This window comes from Desulfosediminicola sp., from assembly GCF_048381775.1.
Lineage (GTDB): Bacteria > Desulfobacterota > Desulfobulbia > Desulfobulbales > Desulfocapsaceae > Desulfopila > Desulfopila ganghwensis.
Map to the genome: position 1 here is coordinate 137726 of NZ_JBLXGE010000013.1, position 15519 is coordinate 153244.

Genomic DNA, 15519 nt, shown 5'->3' on the forward strand with positions numbered 1-15519 from the left:
AGGCTATTGGAGAACCGCCTTTTTAAGCTCTTCAACACCAATTCGGGCGACGAAGGTGCTGGCACGTTCTTTCTTTTTTGCATTCGCCTTATAGAAGTCAATGCATTTACGTGACAGTTCGATAGCTTCGTCTTCAGACAGATCTTCAGCCAGCACGTCGGCTTCACGTACTTTTCGACCGGAGTTTCCGCCGAATACCAGAGTCCAGCCTTTTTTCTTGCCAATCAGGCCGAGGTCACGGACCAGGCTCTCTGCGCAAAGAAATGGGCAGCCTGATACACCCACTTTAAATTTGGCAGGCATCTCGATACCGGAGAATATTTCCTCAAGCTTCATACCAAAGCCAAGGGAATCCTGGATACCGAATTTACACACTTCGGTTCCCGGGCAGGCCTGTACATAGTGGAGACAAAGCTCCATTGCCTTGCCTTCAATCATACCGAGATCTTCATAAATCGGCATAATCTGTTCTTCAGGCATACCAACAAGAGCCAAACGATGTCCGGAGGTGATTTTTACAATTGGGATATCGTACTTATCAACCACATCTGTGATGGCTTTGAGGTTTTCCCGGGTGATCACACCTGCAGGTATACGTGGGACGATGGCGTAGGTTTTTTTATCTCGTTGTAAGATAGCGCCCTTGGGACCGTCTGCTTTGGACATGACTGTTCTCCTTAGCTAAGAGTTCTATTAGGTTAATTAGATAGCGATACGTGTGGGTATAATTTTATGCACTATAATACCCGGTGAGATTATCTCTGCAAGAGTTCCGGAACTGAAGGAAAGTTCAAAGGATGTATTAATCGGTCTCGAGGAGCATGACTTTGCGGTGGCTGAGTTGTCGGTAGAGAGTGGTTTCGAGCTGGGCGAAGTCTATGGGTTTACTCAGGTAATCATCCATGCCTGCCTGAAGACATTTTTGCCTGTCTTCTGCACGTGCATGCGCGGTGAGAGCAACTATGGGAGTAATAGCTGCAGGGCCGTCGAGTTCCCGTATAGCTCTGGTGGTATCAAAACCATTCAGCTTCGGCATCTGGAGATCCATAAGTACCAGATCATAGCTGTTTGCAGAAATCTCGCGTAACACTGCCAGGCCATCAGAGACTGCTGTTACAGAAGTGCCCATTTTGGTGAGCAGAGCGACAGCGAGGGTCTGATTGATAGGTTCATCTTCAGCGAGCAAGACTCGTATTCCGGGTGGCAGTCGTACTGCATTGTCGGGGGGGCTAATCAGTGAAGTGGCAGAGGCGATCTCGTTATTTTTTTCCGGTACCAATTCAACGATTGAGACAAACCAGAATATTGATCCTTCACCAGGGGTGGATTCCAGATAAATCCTGCTGCCCATCAACTCTGAAAGTTTAGAAGATATTGCCAGGCCGAGTCCTGTACCACCATATTTTCTGGTCATGGATGAGTCTGCCTGGCTAAATGATTCGAATATGAGATTCTGTTTGTGGGGCTCTATGCCTATACCTGTATCTATCACGCTGAATTTTATATAGGCTTCGTTGTCAGCTTTATGGTTCAGGCAGGAAACTTCAAGGGTTACAGTGCCTCTGTCGGTGAATTTAACCCCGTTCGAGATCAGGTTGATCAGAATCTGCATGAGTCGTATGGAGTCGGTGCGGATATATCTGGGCAGATCAGGGCTTTGTTTGCACTTGAGTGAGATACCTTTTTCTTTCGCCGAAAGGGCAAACATCGCCATACAGTTGTCCAGTAAATCCTTGAGGTCGAAATCCACCGGATCCAGACGCATTTTGCCGGATTCAATTTTGGAAAAGTCGAGGATGTCGTTGATTACCTGCAGGAGACGGTTGGCTGAACGTTTAACAAGGTTCAGGGACTGCCGCTGATTTTCATCGAGCAGGGTGCCAAGCACCAGGTCTGTCATGCCGATAATTCCATTCATCGGTGTCCTGATCTCGTGACTCATGTTGGCCAGAAAATCACTTTTGGCCACGTTGGCCGCTTCAGCCTCACGTCGTGCCAGGCTCATCTCCTCTCGTAGGTTTTTTTCATTTCGCGCACGGGTGTCGAGGTCTTTTACCACGACATCAAGATTGGCAAACTGTTCAGCGACGAGGTCAGCCGTTATGTCGGCGGCTTTCCTGGCAACAAGCAGTTCCTGCAAGAGTATCTGGTTTTCCACGAGAAGTTTTTGATACTTGTCTTTGAGTTCCTTGTCCATATTCTATTTATGTGTAAAGCGATGGGGCAGTTACTCATCTCAACATGAAATATCGAGGTGAGGTCTCGGTCACTACACCCTGCCTTGAGTTTATGCCTTTATTGCTGTGGATTTGAGGAGAGTCAGGGCAAGTATCCGGCATTTTCGGGCAGCTTCTTCGCAGAGCCTTGAACTTGGAAAACCCTCCACCCCTATCAGATAGATTCCCGGCATGGCAGATTCGACTACGAGTGGAGCAGTGCGTAACAAGTACGCCAGGCCTGAGTTGTGGTCGTGATTTTCCTGGTATTCCAGGTCAAATACCGGATCTTCAACAATGACCACTCCTTCATTCACTTCTTCCGGCAGAAAGCCTTTAACAGAATCTACAAAGATGACGTGGTCTACGTCCTCAAGCAATAGCAGTAGGTTGAGCCCATGTAACCCACCATCAATACATTCCACCGCAGCAGGGAACTCCATCCCAAGCAGTATATCGTGAACACGGGGACCACCGCTATCCGGTTGGAAGAATCTGTTTCCTATACAGATTATGCGGATACGCATAGGCGAATGTCCTACCTTTTGGCCTTTTGAGCGGTATGGACCGAGCAGGACTGGCAAGGGTCAAAAGAGCGGATAATATGTTCTACCTCGATAGGGTTGTCTCTATTTTCTATAGAGGTTCCGATAACCGCACTTTCCCAGGGGCCAGGAATGCTGTTTTGGTCCCGTGGTGAACCATTCCAGCTGGTCGGGGTGATTATCTGATATCGTTTTATGCGCGAGTTCTCTATTTCAACCCAGTGACCAAGTGCGCCCCGACTGGCACCGATGAGCCCGTGACCTTTACCATCTGGTATGGAACCGACGGTAGTGTAATAGGGGGCTTTGGCGTCAATCTGCTCAAGCCATGTGTGCATTTTGGGCAGCAGTATGGCGGGCCTGACAATGCGGGCCATCTCGCGCAGGTAGACATTTGGGCCCCGTGATCTGGCAATATCGGTAAAGAGCGGATTCCTGCTCACCAGCATCTGAGCCAGCGGCCCTGTTTCGACGGGCAACTCATCGTAGCGTGGCGCTTTGGCATACGAATATTTTACTTTTTCATAGCGCGCAGTGACAGGATCAGTAATCCCTTCGGAAGGATGTCTGCCACCGTTATAGTCCTTGAAATGGGAATAGGCCACGTGTTCGCTGATCTTGCTCTGGTCAAAAGGGTGAAAAATGTTGTCGATTATGACTCCAGCTCCAAAATGAGTGTCAATGCCGAGGGTATTGGAGGAGTCGGTGTGTATACCGGAGTCATGTTCATTGCCTGGTTGAACATGAGTTCCGGGGGCCTGGTTTGGTAAATGGGGATGACCGAAGCTCATGAAATTACCATCGCCAGCGCCGAGTTCGTGAAGCCTGATCATATGAGAGAAACGGATGAAAAAGCCAAGGTCGCTGTTGAAGTGAGCTTCCTGTTCGTTCATCCAGCGCTGCAGGTCGATTTCACTGCGTACTTCGGACCAGCGTTCGATGGTGCATCCGAGGATACGCTGCTCATACCAGCTGCGGAACAGGTTGACGATATATTGGCAGCTGACCAGATCGTTAAAAGAGGGAATACCGGCAATGCCTCCGGGTACCATGAACGATGAGTTAGGCCATTGACCACCGAAAATTGCGACAACCTCGAGGATCTTCTTGGTCATACGTATTGTTTCGATGACGGATTCACCACGAAGGGATGCGTATCTCCTGCACGCCTCCTCATAAAGTGGCAGCCCGGCATAGGCGGGATTCATGAAGTCTTTGAAAAAGGAGAGTACTCCATGCCGGATATCACTCTGCACATGCTCAGCCAACAGGCAAATATTACGAACCAGGATTGCGTTGTTGGGTGGAGTGACATCGCAGATCTGTTCAAGTGCGGTGACTGCTGCGAAAAGATGGGCGGTGGAGCAGAGAGCGCACACTCTTGGGGTGATGACCAGTCCATCACGAGCACCACGGCCTTTGAGCATATTTTCAAAGCCACGATAAAGCGTAGAGGAAGACCAGGCGTTGGTAACCTTGTTGGCTTGAACCTCAAGAGCAAGTTCGAGATCCCCCTGAACACGATTGATTGGCATATTGATAACGCTGGATGCGGTTCTGTTCATCTCAGACCCTCGACTTTCTTTGTTTCAATCTTTCGGGTGCAGCGGCGGCTGCCATACCTTTGTAGGCAAGGTAGTGTGGCCTGTCTACGCCATCTGGAAGATTTATAGGCAAGCCTGCAATGTTAGGTGTCTGGAAAAATGGCTCAGGTTTTGGAAAAGTAGGCTGAGTGCAGCCAAAACATGGTACACCGTTTCTGGTTTTGCAGTTACGGTTGTTCCAGAGCAGTTTATTGCAGGGGCCGTGGGCGAGTGGGCCATGACAGCCGAGATGATAAAACAGGCAGCCCGTTTGACCAAAGTCGGTCTCTTCAACTCGAAATTCATGGTACTCGTTTCTGGTGCATCCCTGATGGACCAGCATGGAATAGTACTCGAGAGGAGCCTGGAATTCGTTTAAAGGCAAGTCGTTGGCATGGAGATAACCGCTGACTGCTCCTATCAGTACTGTGGGGTGCACGGGGCAGCCAGGCAGGTTGATAACAGGGAATCCGTCTAAGCTCCTGAAATCTCTGCCGAGAAATCCTCCTGCCTGGTCACCTGTAAACTGCAGGCCGATGGCGTCGGGATCACAGGCGTGGCTGATTCCTCCATAAGATGCACAGGTGCCGATGGCAAAGACAAGTCGTGCATTGGAGGCGAGGATGCGAATGATCTCGTGCTTCGGCCGACCCTGGACCGTCTGAAACATGCCGGTTCCTTCAGGCCCGAGTGTGATTGCACCTTCCAGGCAAAAAACGTCTAACTTGATTTGCCCTGACGATATTTTGTCAATAATTACAGATGAATCTGCATTTCTGTCGGAGAAGAAAGGATGGTGGAGTATTTCGAAGCGCAGGGCATCCTGAGTTTCGATAATGTCAGGCGATTCGGCGTTGAGCAGGGCCACAGTGTCCCCGCCACAGCCTGCACCTTGTAACCAGAATAGAGTGGGCTTCACACAAGTCTCCTCATCCATGCAATATGCACATGGCTCAGCAAGGTAGTGGGTACAGCTTTGCTTCCTGGTTCAGGAGATGCAAACGGCGAATGGACCTGAAGCTGAAACAAATGCCCAGGCGAGCTTGGCCTCTCCCTTTTCCCTGGCCGTGATGCTACACGGGTACTATCGGAACGAACGTGTCAAATTGATAATAAAGAGATATTCAGTACAAAACAACATGAAACAAGCGCGATAGAACAAAATGCAGAGCGTTTATTCTCTTCTACTCTGCATTTTGCATTCTATTTTCTACAATAATCAAGCTAAAAAACTGGTTTGTAGTCGAAGAAGTGCCGTGATTCAAGCTTACGGTTGGTATGGGTCTCGCCTCGGGCAATGAAGGAATAGGTTACTGCGCCATTGGACGTGAATTGTACGCCTTCAAGGAATTCTCCGTCAGTAACGCCAGTTGCGGCAATAGCGACCTCTTTACTGCCTATCAGATCCTGGGCCCTGAAGGTCTTGTCGAAGTCCTTGATACCGTGTTCTGCGGCCAGGGCTCTGTCGCGGTCATTTTCATAAAAAATCTTACCTTCAAAGTATCCCCCGAGGCAACTGATGGCTGCGGCGACCATGGCACCCTCGGGTGCATAGCCATATCCCATGTAAATATCAGCTTTCTGGCCGGTGATGGCAGCAAGACAGCCTGAGATTTCTCCCTCGTCAATCAGCTTGATGCGTGCACCGCAGCTGCGAACTTCCCGGATGAGTTGGTGGTGCCGTGCCTGGTTCAGAATGCAGACCGTTACATTTTCTGTATATTTACGTAATGCCCGGGCTGTGCGTTTGACGTTGACTATCGGCGGCTGGTTGATGTCAATAACGTTGCCGACTCCTGGCCCGACCACAATCTTGTACATCGCCAGATTGGGGACCGATTGGATCGATCCTGCTGTGGTAATGGCGGCAAAAGATGTGACGTTGTTTCTACCGTCTGAGGCGTTGTGATAACCCTCCAGAGCGATCGCCATTACATCAGATTTTTCGCCTCCCCGGCCGATTTTTCTGGGCAGGGGGATGATATCTTCACGATCGTTAAAACGGTCGTTGATGATAGTGCCGTCCACATTTATGCGATTCAAGGTCTTGATGATTGCGGCACGGGTGGTGTTGAGAATATCATCGTGGTCGCCCAGGCCCTGCATTCGGGCGGCGGTAAGAGCTGCGATTTCCGTTGCCCGAACAATTTCCATTCCGTAGTTGGTATTCATGATTGTAATTTAGTCCCGTACTGCGGTTTCTGTGGTAGAGGTTTGGCCATGTCCATTGATTGTGGCGAATTCTCGAATTTTCTGCATGATTTTATCCCGTTGTTCCATCAGAGCTTTGCCCTCAATGGTATCCCTGATCTTCATGGGGTGGCTGAATTCATCAATCAGCTCAATATCAAGTGGGGCCGATTCGAGCTTTTGCATTGCCTCCTTGATCTCGGTTGGTGTGGGGAGGATTATGCCGTAAAGCTGGTGGGGCGTGTGCACCAGTGAGTGGCCACGATTATAGTAGGCTTCTGCAAAACCACCGTCCACGTTGATGGCAACACCGTCTTCGCTGGCCATTCTGGCACCTTTCATATAATTAACCGGTGTGTGACCAAAGACCACACGCTGTACACCGAATTCTTCCAGGAGTTTTTTCTTGAAGGCTTTGGTCTGCATATTGTCTTTCCAGTAAAGCGTGTTTTCAACATGCGATTCCGGGTCGAGCAGGAAATAGCGCTCGAAGGTTTTCATGGCGTGTTTGCCGAAGAAGGGTGATTTAGGTCCGCACCAGAGATAGAAAAACAGATCCTGATCACGCTTTACCTGCTGTTTGCCCTCCAGATAATTTTTGCCAACCCTGCCAATCATATCTTGAATGTTGTCGAGCAGGTTCTTTCCCCGGCGGCCCATAAACTCGTCGAATTGTCCGTCGGCAGTGGATGGCACCAAAGCGTGGATATTCAGGGTGTTGCTGTGGATATGGTAGGTTTTTCCATCGGTGAAAAAATAGCCGAGCAAACGTTTGAGTTTGGTGTTGGTGGCAAACTGTTGAGCCAGATCATCTATAATTTCCTGCTCCTCGTCAGTCAGAGCCAGTGGATCTTCTCTATTAATAGTGGGGAAATGGTTGTCGTTCAACCCTTTGGTATCGCCAGCCGCCAGCATGGAGGCAAGCTTCTCGAGCCAGAGCCTGGAAGACATATCATATTCGGGATTATCACGAATTGTACGTTCTTCCAGTTTGAACTGAATAATTGCCAGCGCTTTTTCCATGGAGCGGCCAAGATCAGTCCTGGCTTTGAATTTGCCGGTTACTTTTTCAGCAGGGTAGGTGGCCGAGGCAAACTCTGCCAGGCGGCGGGTGTCGAACTTTAAACGGTTCATCAGTTCAAAATGATCGTAGCGACAGGTTATGCGGAGTGTCTCTGCTATGAGAGAAAGATTGCCTGAGGCTGCACCCATCCAGAGGATGTCATGATTGCCGTATACATAGTCGACAATCCCACGGTAATAGGGGGATGAGAGGATACGGATAATTTTATCCGGCTGGGAGCCCCGGTCGAAAATATCACCGACTACCTCTATTCTGTCGAGCAGGATATCCCGTATAGCCACAGAGAGATGAGCGATGAGCCTGCGGGAGATGATCTCTTCTTCAAATATAGGGTCAGGTACGGGCAGGCCGGCAAGCAGGCGGGTAATGGCGTCACGGAATTCAGGTTTGATGATCTCGTGAACCTGGTACATCCTGTTGGAAATTTTGTATTTCAGCACCTCCACCAGACAGAGGATGGTATCCTGAATATCCATGGTGATGGCTTCATCCTTGAAATACTCATTTCTGCGGATTATGCGGACCAGGTACTGGATTTTTTCCGAGCTGAAGGTATTTGGCAAGGCTTCCCGGCAGGTCTGATAAAGCATGCCGAATCGGCCGCGCAAAATGGATTTAAACCTGTCTCCTTCGCCATGAAGGTCGCTGATCCATAGGGTGGTAGGGATATTGGCGTTCAAGGCACTTTCCAGCTGCAGCAGCTTATTGACAAGCTGGTCAATCTCGCCAACCTTGATGTGGCCCTGGGGCTGTTGACGGAGGGCTGTCGTATTTGTATCTGTATTATCTGAAATATCCGTATTGGGCGTGACCATTAAGAGGCCTCCAAAAAAACCTGATTGGACTAAAAAATAGGAGATAGGGTTAGCACGCAGCACATTGGCCAATAGCGAAATCGTTGCTGCTGAAATTAACTTTAACTGTTGCCTATTCTAGCATTTGCACCATATTGTCGCAAATTGAATTGGTGGAAATCGACGCAATATTCCTTAGTATACTGGTCTGTTAAGAAGATAGCGTGTTGTGGGCAAAGAACGTAGATGTATGTACGTTATCTGGGCTTATCGTTGTATAATGACGTACATTTCTTCGTTGACCAGCCGGTGGGGTTCGTCGGGGATAGTGTTGTCCAGCCAGAAAAAGGCAGTGAAAAGCGGCCCTCTAGCCTGCACTGCCTTTACCTGATGATGTTCTTTTGCATACAAAGAATGTTGTATTTCTCATCGGTGAAATATTCAATTTTATCAATTGCCTGGTTGAGGATAAACAACCCCATACCGCCATCAGGTAAAGGTTCCGGATCTTCAGGATCAAACTTCAGTTCAGATATGGAAAAATCGGCCATGACAAGCCACGTGTCGTGTATCTCGATGGAGAGATAATCTATATTCTTTATACTAGAAATGGTTACCTCGGAGCCGGGTTTGTTTGAGTAGGCACGCTCTATGGTGTTGTTCACGCCTTGAACTACGGCTATCTCAACTTCGTCTGCAACTGGTATTGGCAGACCGAAGTGGAGTGCTATTGATCTTGAGGTTACGTCGACTCATTGCACCTCGGCCAGATTACTTTCGATGGTGATATGAAGAGTTGGCGGTTTCATGGGTTACATGTGAATTGCCGATAGGCAGATTACGCCCAGGTAGTGCCTGAAGCCAGCCTGTTCTCTGTATTCCAGAGCGAAAAGTGATATGATGTCGAATGGTTCGGAATTATTTGTAAATTCTTTGAGATTAGGCAAAATGTTGTCACAAGAGGTTCTGAGACTGGCTGACTTTGATTTAAAGAGCGTTGCGTTTAAGCGTTCCCTGCCGAATTATTCCCCCGCCTCATTTACAGACTCGATAACGCCATCGGTATAGAGAACGAGGCGGTCACCGATGAAAAATTGTCCTTCACCCTGCTCAAAAGGTAAAATATTACTAAGATTTATTATAGGACCACCCTTTTCAAGAAATTCGAATTTTCCGCTTTGACGTAAAACAATAGGCTGCGGATGGCCGCCATTACAGTACCGGTAGTTGCCTGCTTACGTATCAGGAATCAGGTAGACTATAGTGAAGTACCGATAAAGCGTTCAAGGGGATGATGCTGATCGAGACTGCGTAGAACTTCTGAGGGTTCTGAGAATATAGAGTGTGGTCCGCCTGGATGCCAGGATTTGAGCGTGTGGTTGCAACGCCAGGGCAACTGAAACCGTCTTTAACAGGCATGACTATATCGACCAGGATCAGATCGATATAGTCGTTGCCGGCAATTACCAGGGCTTCTTCACCGTTTTGCTTCAAACAGCGTGTATCCCTGCCGGGTGCGTGTTACCCGAAGTAGTTCCCTGTTTTCCCTGCTGTCATCGACGATACGTATCTGTTCGGCCTTAAGTGACATGAGATTTACTCTTCGTAGATGATCTCGATATTGGCCAAAGATTCTTCCATGGTCTTGACAAGCTTGCTGATAACCTGGCTGTTCTCATCTTTGGCGGCGCTTTCAATCTCTCTGCCAATGTCGGTAATGAAGTCAAAACCGTACCCTCCGCCGACGCCCTTGAGGGTGTGACCGATCCTTGCAACTTTATCGAAGTCACACTCGGTAATCGCTCTCCTCATCTTGACGATATCTTCCTGACGGCTTTCAAGGAAAAGGGGGATGATTTCCTTGAGGTCTATGTCTACATAAACTGTTACGGCTGCCATTTTCTCCTCTCAGGTGGTTCAGGTTAAAGACGTGATGGTATCGATGAATACTTTTTTTGAAACGGGTTTTACCAGATGCACATTAAAGCCGGCCTCGAGACTGACCTTTTTATCATATTCCTGGGCATGGGCGGTGTGCGGATTTCGTGGCTGATACGGGCGAGAAAATCGCTTTTGGCCCGGTTCGCTTCCTCAGCCTCAATCCTGGCCAGTTCCTGTGCTCTGGCTTCAGGGTTTTCATTAATTACCTCGGTAAAAGATTGGCCGAGCACCGCAATGTGATTGCGACAGACGAGCAAATCGAATGGACTGTTACACCAGAGTATGCTGCCTTCCTGGTTGGTCCAGACAATGGCCTCGTTGATGGTACCGAGTGCGACCTCCGTCTTCCCCAGTGTTTTCTGGAGGTTCATTATGATTTGCTGGGATCCGTCCATTTTTTGTGGCTGCGCTATAAACCAACTACCTGAGAATTTGTGTTGAGTACATGATAATAAGTCTAGGATTTATTCTCTCGATTGTGGTCTTTAACAGAATTTTCGGCACATTTCCTGTCGGGCAAATAGTGCGGGTTCTTTTTACATTATCACAAGGTGCAGAGAGAGGGGAAGGGGGGCAGAATGGTCTGAATATATATATGGGTGCAGGCGGTGGAGCGAAATGGAGTCAAGGTGAGGCTGGTTTATTTTAGCCATGGGCGCAGATTGGTAATCTGTAAAACGATTATGTCACATGCTGTGCAGTCAGCCGGGTGTCTGTGGAGGAAAACTCATATCCGCATCTCGAGGCTCAGCTGTCTCCCATTCCCGCTCACCATACTTATGGGAAAACAAAAAGAGCGATCATATTCTATTCATTAATCCGGGTATCTGAGGATTCGGTGGCGGTAAGTCCTATATCGAAAATATCGTGGCAGGCGGGGCAGATGAAAAGCCATTTGATTAGTTCTGCCTCACGTTGAAACATGGAATGAAAACCATCTCTGTAACCGCAAGTCGGGCAGGTCCTGAACTGGTCTTCAAATTCTATCTTTATGACTTTGTTACGCATCAGGAAAATCCTCCAATAAGGTTCGAGCCAGGAAAAACGGGTGTCGAGACTAGTCATCCAGCAATGGTGCAAGCATGTATATCAGATCACTCTCCCTGGAAGGATACGGTGCCAATATGTTGCATTCATGGAGATGGGAGACTGAGATATCGTCTATCATCGCCTGTTTGATGGTATTGATCAGTCCTGTAGCGTTATCGGATAGGATATGTGCTCCCAGGAATTTACCCGAGTTGTCCACCAGGATTTTAAATGCGGCATTGCGCATGCCGATTCTGCGGTAGGTGGGCCAGGCAAGGTTGGAGGAGTAACTCTTCCAGTATCGTGTCTGCTCCTGTTTGAGCTGGTCTTCAGTTTTACCGACCATGGCAAGTTGTGGATAGGTAAAAAGAACTATTGGCGTACTGCCATAGTCCATCTGGGATTTTTTTGTACTTCCTTCGCGGCTGGCGATAATGTTTCTGGCGGCAATATGGGCTTCCTGATCGGCAACCCTGGCTAACTGCGGAGAATTGACACAATCTCCGATGGCATAAATATTTGGTACAGAGGAGCGCATGTGCGAATTGACAGTGATGCCCTGGGGTGATGCCTCAACTCCGGCGTTGGCCAGATTGAGTTGGGAGATATTGGCAACCCTGCCTGCCCCGTGCACGACACGATCAACTTCAATACTTTCACCGGAAGTCAGTAGGATACGATATCCGCTCTTGTTTTGGGTTACAGACTCAACCTGAGCCTCGGTGTGGATTTGAATCCCTTCTTGTTCTGATGCGATAGTGAGGAGGTCAACCATTTCAGAATCGAATGACCTGAGGGCATTAGAACTCCGTAATATGATATGAATTTGCCCTTTAGAGCTGCCAAGGCGTGCGGCAAAGTGGGCAAACTCAAATGAGATAAAGCCACCGCCGATGAAAGCGATCCGGGGCGGGAGTTGGGGGAAATCGAGAAAGTCGTTGCTGGTGCAGATATGCTCGTGGCCCTTCAGGGACAATGGACGAGGCGTTGCGCCGGTGGCGAGGATAATAAAATCGGCCTGGATAGTGTCAGCTCCGACTTGTACACGATTTGTATCGATGAGAGAGCCTTGCGCGTTGAAGTAGGTTATTTCGCTCCCGGCGAGACTCTTAACAGTATTTTCAGGAACCTTTGAAGTAAACCTGTTTTTTGCGGCAATGATCTCCTGCCAGTTTACCTGTGGTGGAGCTGTAATCCCCAATCCCCTGAGGTGGTTGCAGCGTGCTACTGTTTCGGTGACTTCATAGAGCCATTTCTTTGCCTGGCAGCCAAAAAGGGCGCATGTGCCGCCCGGAGTCGAACTGGACTCTACAATGGCAACGTTTAGCCCCTCCCCGGCGAGATGGTGGGCAGCTGTCTGTCCAGCGGTTCCTGTACCGAGTATTACCACCTCAAAATGACCCATTGCTACCCCTCATAAAGTGTTAAGGAATTGCGTAACTGGACAGGCTGCAAAGTGACGGTTCGTGAGAACTACATATTCCGTACTGAGTATTTTCTACTTTTTTGAGTATAACATGCCCGGTTAATAGCCAGAAAGAGAGAAAAAGTATGAGACACCGAAAGCGGCCGGGAATTTGGGGAAGCGATTACACAACGGTCAATGGCAGCTGTGTCTGGCCAAAGGGCATGAATGCAATTTCACAGGAAAATTATTTAATTTGCAACAGGAAAAGATCTCCGACGATCCATTTGCCGTTTTCTTTACGAATTGTGTGGTCTCTATGGGCAACGCAGGTGAAACCAAATTTTTCGGCCTGCGTAGTGAGATAGTCTCGTGAGTGGGCGTATCTGCCGGAAGTGCAGAGCTTATACTCACCGTCACCTTCAAGACGTTCGATTGAGCAGGCAATTATACTGCAATTTTCAGAACGGGCTTGGATCGCGGCAAAAAATGGTTCGAGATTGCCAATATAAATCAGTACATCCGTGGCTATAAAGAGGTCATAACAATTCCTGTCCCCCTGCAGGAATTCGATAACTTCCTGACATTCGAGTTGCTGGTAGAGGTTTTTCTCCCGAGCTTGCTCAAGCATCAGCGGTGACAGATCTACCCCGGTGAGACTGGCAGTAAGCGGCGAAAAGGCAGCACCCGAAAGACCGGTCCCACAGCCCAGGTCTATTCCCCGCGTAAAGCTGCTGTGCTCATTGGTGGCCAGAAACTCACGGGTCATTGTTGCAAGTGTTTCAGGAGCATCGTAACCCAGTGACTCTGTTAGATGATGGTCAAATTTATGGGCATATTTATCAAACGTCTCGACAATATATTGCTTGGGAGCGGCATTGGTTACTTTACCGCGGGCCGCAGCAAGCATGTGTCGTGCTGATTCATGATCAGATTGCAACTCGAGAAGCCGCTCAAGGAGTTGCGCAGCCTCCGGGTAGCGTTCTTCACAGTTGTAGAGACCGGCGAGATTGTAGAGCGTTTCAGGGTGGCGCGGGGCGAGTGACAGACTTCTTTCTGTATATTTTATGGCTGTTTTGATTTGCCCAAGAGAGCTCAATATCACCCCTAAATTGTTGAGGGCGAGTGGGGAATTCGGTTCTATGGCAACAGATTCCCGGATGAGCTTGAGCCCTTGCTCAGTATTTCCCTGCATATGAAGCAGTTTTCCCAGGTTGTTGAGGGCTTTGGGATTACCAGGTGTCAAAGTCAGCGCTTTTTGATAGCAATTGCGGGCATCATCCGGCTGGTCCATGGATTCATATACTGCCCCAAGATTGAGTTGTTGGGATGAATCATCAGGAGCAGCATCGGCAGCGCGCCTGCAATACCTGAGAGCGGCTGAAAGATCGCCAAGATCCCGACAGGCAAGACCTAAGTTTCCAAGAACATTCACATTGACCGGAAGTGACTGAAGAATGGCCTGATACTTGGCTATCGCTTCTTCGAGCAGGCCTTGTTGATGTAAGTGTATGGCTTCGGAAAAAAGAGTTTGAAGATTGCTCATAATGCGGCAGTCGAGGATGTGGGGTCGTTTGTTGATAATGGCAAAAGGCTCGAACATCGTCGGCTTTAGAGTGCGACAAAGTAGGAGTTTTAGCTCGTTTACAACATATTAGCAACAAATTTTCCGGCTAGGCCACGACTGGAAACAACGAAGAGCATGGATTTTAAATTTTTATGGGATTTATTGTTAAATATCAATTTGATGCGAATAATACGTGGAAAAATAGGTTGTTAGGGGTGAGATCTTTGTGGAAAAGTCGCCACAGTATGGTATTGCTATCAGGGTTTTCTATTAGAATCTGAAGAGCCTACCGACTGTTAACAGTAATACGGGAGCACGGGCGTTATCAATTGAAAAGTGTGTCGAGTGGAGGCAGGTTGTTGAAGTTTCGTTGCGCGATTGTGGCTGGGATTGTGAATATTGCCTTGATGGGTTGTGGTGGAGTGAGTGACAGAGGCTCCGAGAATGTTCTGTCTAAGGGCAGCAAATATGCGGTACGCGATAACAGTTTTGCCTATCGTCAATTAAAAATCGAGGACTTTAAGGCTGAAGCACTGGATCGAGGACCAGGTAATGTTGTGCACCATGTCCAGGCACGTTCCTGTATTTCAATTCAAACAGCCGCTGATACGCGCATACGATCGAAAGCAACAGAAAAGCAAGGCAAGGCGTATGTGGGAACCCTGAGTAATGTAAGGTATCAGGCTATATTTGAGCCATATTGTTCCTGGTGGAATACGGGTGTTGCCGAAAACAGGGTGGAATATATCCTGGAGCATGAACAGATTCATTTTGCCCTGACTGAATTGTCGGCGCGGAAGCTCAATGAGAGGGTTCAGCAATCATTCAATGCTAAAACTATATATGGCAGTACTGTCCAGGAGGTGGAGGATAAACTCAGGGATAAAGTGCGCCTTGCCTCGAAAAAGGCCATTGCGATGTCAAGCAATGACCACAGCGACTTTGATAATCAGACTTCCTTTGTATATGAACCGGAAAAACAGCAAAACTGGCTGGAGCATGTTACCAGGCGTCTTGCTGAAACGGAACAATATCGGTAGAACTCTCTTTTTGTATAGTCCCTTCGGTCGATATGACATCTCTTATGGATATTAATATTGACCGTAAATGGAATGTCTTCAAGAAGTTTGATTTGTCGGTAGCTTTTTGTCTTGAAGAGAACGAC

General features: G+C 48.4%; 15 protein-coding genes and 1 pseudogene. 1 reads left to right on the forward strand and 15 read right to left on the reverse strand.

All coding sequences use genetic code 11. The features are described 5' to 3' along the window. Positions 1 to 3 precede the first annotated feature (3 nt). From ACN5NT_RS19415 to ACN5NT_RS19485, 15 genes and pseudogenes are all read right to left on the reverse strand, one after another. Complete coding sequence (locus ACN5NT_RS19415) at positions 4 to 666, reverse strand: NAD(P)/FAD-dependent oxidoreductase (RefSeq protein ID WP_136797788.1); 663 nt, start codon at positions 664 to 666, stop codon at positions 4 to 6. A 136-nt stretch (positions 667 to 802) separates the two neighbouring features. Beyond that, entirely contained in the window at positions 803 to 2197 is a 1395-nt protein-coding gene (locus tag ACN5NT_RS19420; RefSeq protein ID WP_419176553.1) for a response regulator, read from the reverse strand. A gap of 90 nt (positions 2198 to 2287) precedes the next feature. Further along, positions 2288 to 2743 carry a hypothetical protein gene (locus ACN5NT_RS19425; RefSeq protein WP_419176554.1) on the reverse strand — a complete coding sequence of 152 codons (456 nt, stop codon included), beginning with the start codon at positions 2741 to 2743 and terminating at the stop codon, positions 2288 to 2290. 11 nt (positions 2744 to 2754) lie between these two features. Then, entirely contained in the window at positions 2755 to 4326 is a 1572-nt protein-coding gene (locus ACN5NT_RS19430) for a nickel-dependent hydrogenase large subunit (RefSeq protein ID WP_419176555.1), read from the reverse strand. A 1-nt stretch (position 4327) separates the two neighbouring features. Further along, positions 4328 to 5263 carry an NADH:ubiquinone oxidoreductase gene (locus ACN5NT_RS19435; RefSeq protein WP_419176556.1) on the reverse strand — a complete coding sequence of 312 codons (936 nt, stop codon included), beginning with the start codon at positions 5261 to 5263 and terminating at the stop codon, positions 4328 to 4330. A 305-nt stretch (positions 5264 to 5568) separates the two neighbouring features. After that, positions 5569 to 6516: a fructose-bisphosphatase class II family protein gene (locus ACN5NT_RS19440; protein WP_136797793.1), complete on the reverse strand. Its 948-nt coding sequence runs from the start codon at positions 6514 to 6516 to the stop codon at positions 5569 to 5571. A 9-nt stretch (positions 6517 to 6525) separates the two neighbouring features. Further along, entirely contained in the window at positions 6526 to 8433 is a 1908-nt protein-coding gene (locus tag ACN5NT_RS19445) for a fructose-bisphosphatase class III (protein ID WP_419176557.1), read from the reverse strand. Positions 8434 to 8795: 362 nt separating this feature from the next. Next, the gene (locus ACN5NT_RS19450) at positions 8796 to 9143 is read right to left on the reverse strand and encodes an ATP-binding protein (RefSeq protein ID WP_419176575.1); all 348 of its coding nucleotides are present in this window, start codon (positions 9141 to 9143) and stop codon (positions 8796 to 8798) included. Positions 9144 to 9434: 291 nt separating this feature from the next. Next, positions 9435 to 9632: pseudogene (locus ACN5NT_RS19455) on the reverse strand (PP2C family protein-serine/threonine phosphatase); the annotation flags it as partial. Positions 9633 to 9654: 22 nt separating this feature from the next. Next, entirely contained in the window at positions 9655 to 9906 is a 252-nt protein-coding gene (locus ACN5NT_RS19460) for a hypothetical protein (RefSeq protein WP_419176558.1), read from the reverse strand. A 102-nt stretch (positions 9907 to 10008) separates the two neighbouring features. Next, the gene (locus tag ACN5NT_RS19465) at positions 10009 to 10311 is read right to left on the reverse strand and encodes an Hpt domain-containing protein (protein ID WP_419176559.1); all 303 of its coding nucleotides are present in this window, start codon (positions 10309 to 10311) and stop codon (positions 10009 to 10011) included. Positions 10312 to 10379: 68 nt separating this feature from the next. Beyond that, positions 10380 to 10724, reverse strand: a complete 345-nt coding sequence (locus tag ACN5NT_RS19470; protein WP_419176560.1) for a hypothetical protein — start codon at positions 10722 to 10724, stop codon at positions 10380 to 10382. 436 nt (positions 10725 to 11160) lie between these two features. Next, on the reverse strand, positions 11161 to 11361 hold the full coding sequence (locus tag ACN5NT_RS19475) for a hypothetical protein (protein WP_419176561.1): 201 nt from the start codon (positions 11359 to 11361) through the stop codon (positions 11161 to 11163). Positions 11362 to 11410: 49 nt separating this feature from the next. After that, positions 11411 to 12787 carry a dihydrolipoyl dehydrogenase family protein gene (locus ACN5NT_RS19480; RefSeq protein WP_419176562.1) on the reverse strand — a complete coding sequence of 459 codons (1377 nt, stop codon included), beginning with the start codon at positions 12785 to 12787 and terminating at the stop codon, positions 11411 to 11413. A 247-nt stretch (positions 12788 to 13034) separates the two neighbouring features. Beyond that, complete coding sequence (locus ACN5NT_RS19485; RefSeq protein ID WP_419176563.1) at positions 13035 to 14333, reverse strand: tetratricopeptide repeat protein; 1299 nt, start codon at positions 14331 to 14333, stop codon at positions 13035 to 13037. A 380-nt stretch (positions 14334 to 14713) separates the two neighbouring features. Between ACN5NT_RS19485 and ACN5NT_RS19490 the strand changes: the two genes are divergently transcribed. After that, a complete protein-coding gene (locus tag ACN5NT_RS19490; RefSeq protein WP_419176564.1) occupies positions 14714 to 15394 on the forward strand; it encodes a hypothetical protein in 681 nt (226 codons plus the stop codon). Positions 15395 to 15519: the final 125 nt, after the last annotated feature.

Bases quoted from the DNA above. Each gene is read 5' to 3' on its own strand.
- ACN5NT_RS19415 (WP_136797788.1), bottom strand. From the start codon at position 666: ATGTCCAAAGCAGACGGTCCCAAGGGCGCTATCTTACAACGAGATAAA.
- ACN5NT_RS19420 (WP_419176553.1), bottom strand. From the start codon at position 2,197: ATGGACAAGGAACTCAAAGACAAGTATCAAAAACTTCTCGTGGAAAAC.
- ACN5NT_RS19425 (WP_419176554.1), bottom strand. From the start codon at position 2,743: ATGCGTATCCGCATAATCTGTATAGGAAACAGATTCTTCCAACCGGAT.
- ACN5NT_RS19430 (WP_419176555.1), bottom strand. From the start codon at position 4,326: ATGAACAGAACCGCATCCAGCGTTATCAATATGCCAATCAATCGTGTT.
- ACN5NT_RS19440 (WP_136797793.1), bottom strand. From the start codon at position 6,516: ATGAATACCAACTACGGAATGGAAATTGTTCGGGCAACGGAAATCGCA.
- ACN5NT_RS19445 (WP_419176557.1), bottom strand. From the start codon at position 8,433: ATGGTCACGCCCAATACGGATATTTCAGATAATACAGATACAAATACG.
- ACN5NT_RS19465 (WP_419176559.1), bottom strand. From the start codon at position 10,311: ATGGCAGCCGTAACAGTTTATGTAGACATAGACCTCAAGGAAATCATC.
- ACN5NT_RS19470 (WP_419176560.1), bottom strand. From the start codon at position 10,724: ATGAACCTCCAGAAAACACTGGGGAAGACGGAGGTCGCACTCGGTACC.
- ACN5NT_RS19475 (WP_419176561.1), bottom strand. From the start codon at position 11,361: ATGCGTAACAAAGTCATAAAGATAGAATTTGAAGACCAGTTCAGGACC.
- ACN5NT_RS19480 (WP_419176562.1), bottom strand. From the start codon at position 12,787: ATGGGTCATTTTGAGGTGGTAATACTCGGTACAGGAACCGCTGGACAG.
- ACN5NT_RS19485 (WP_419176563.1), bottom strand. From the start codon at position 14,333: ATGAGCAATCTTCAAACTCTTTTTTCCGAAGCCATACACTTACATCAA.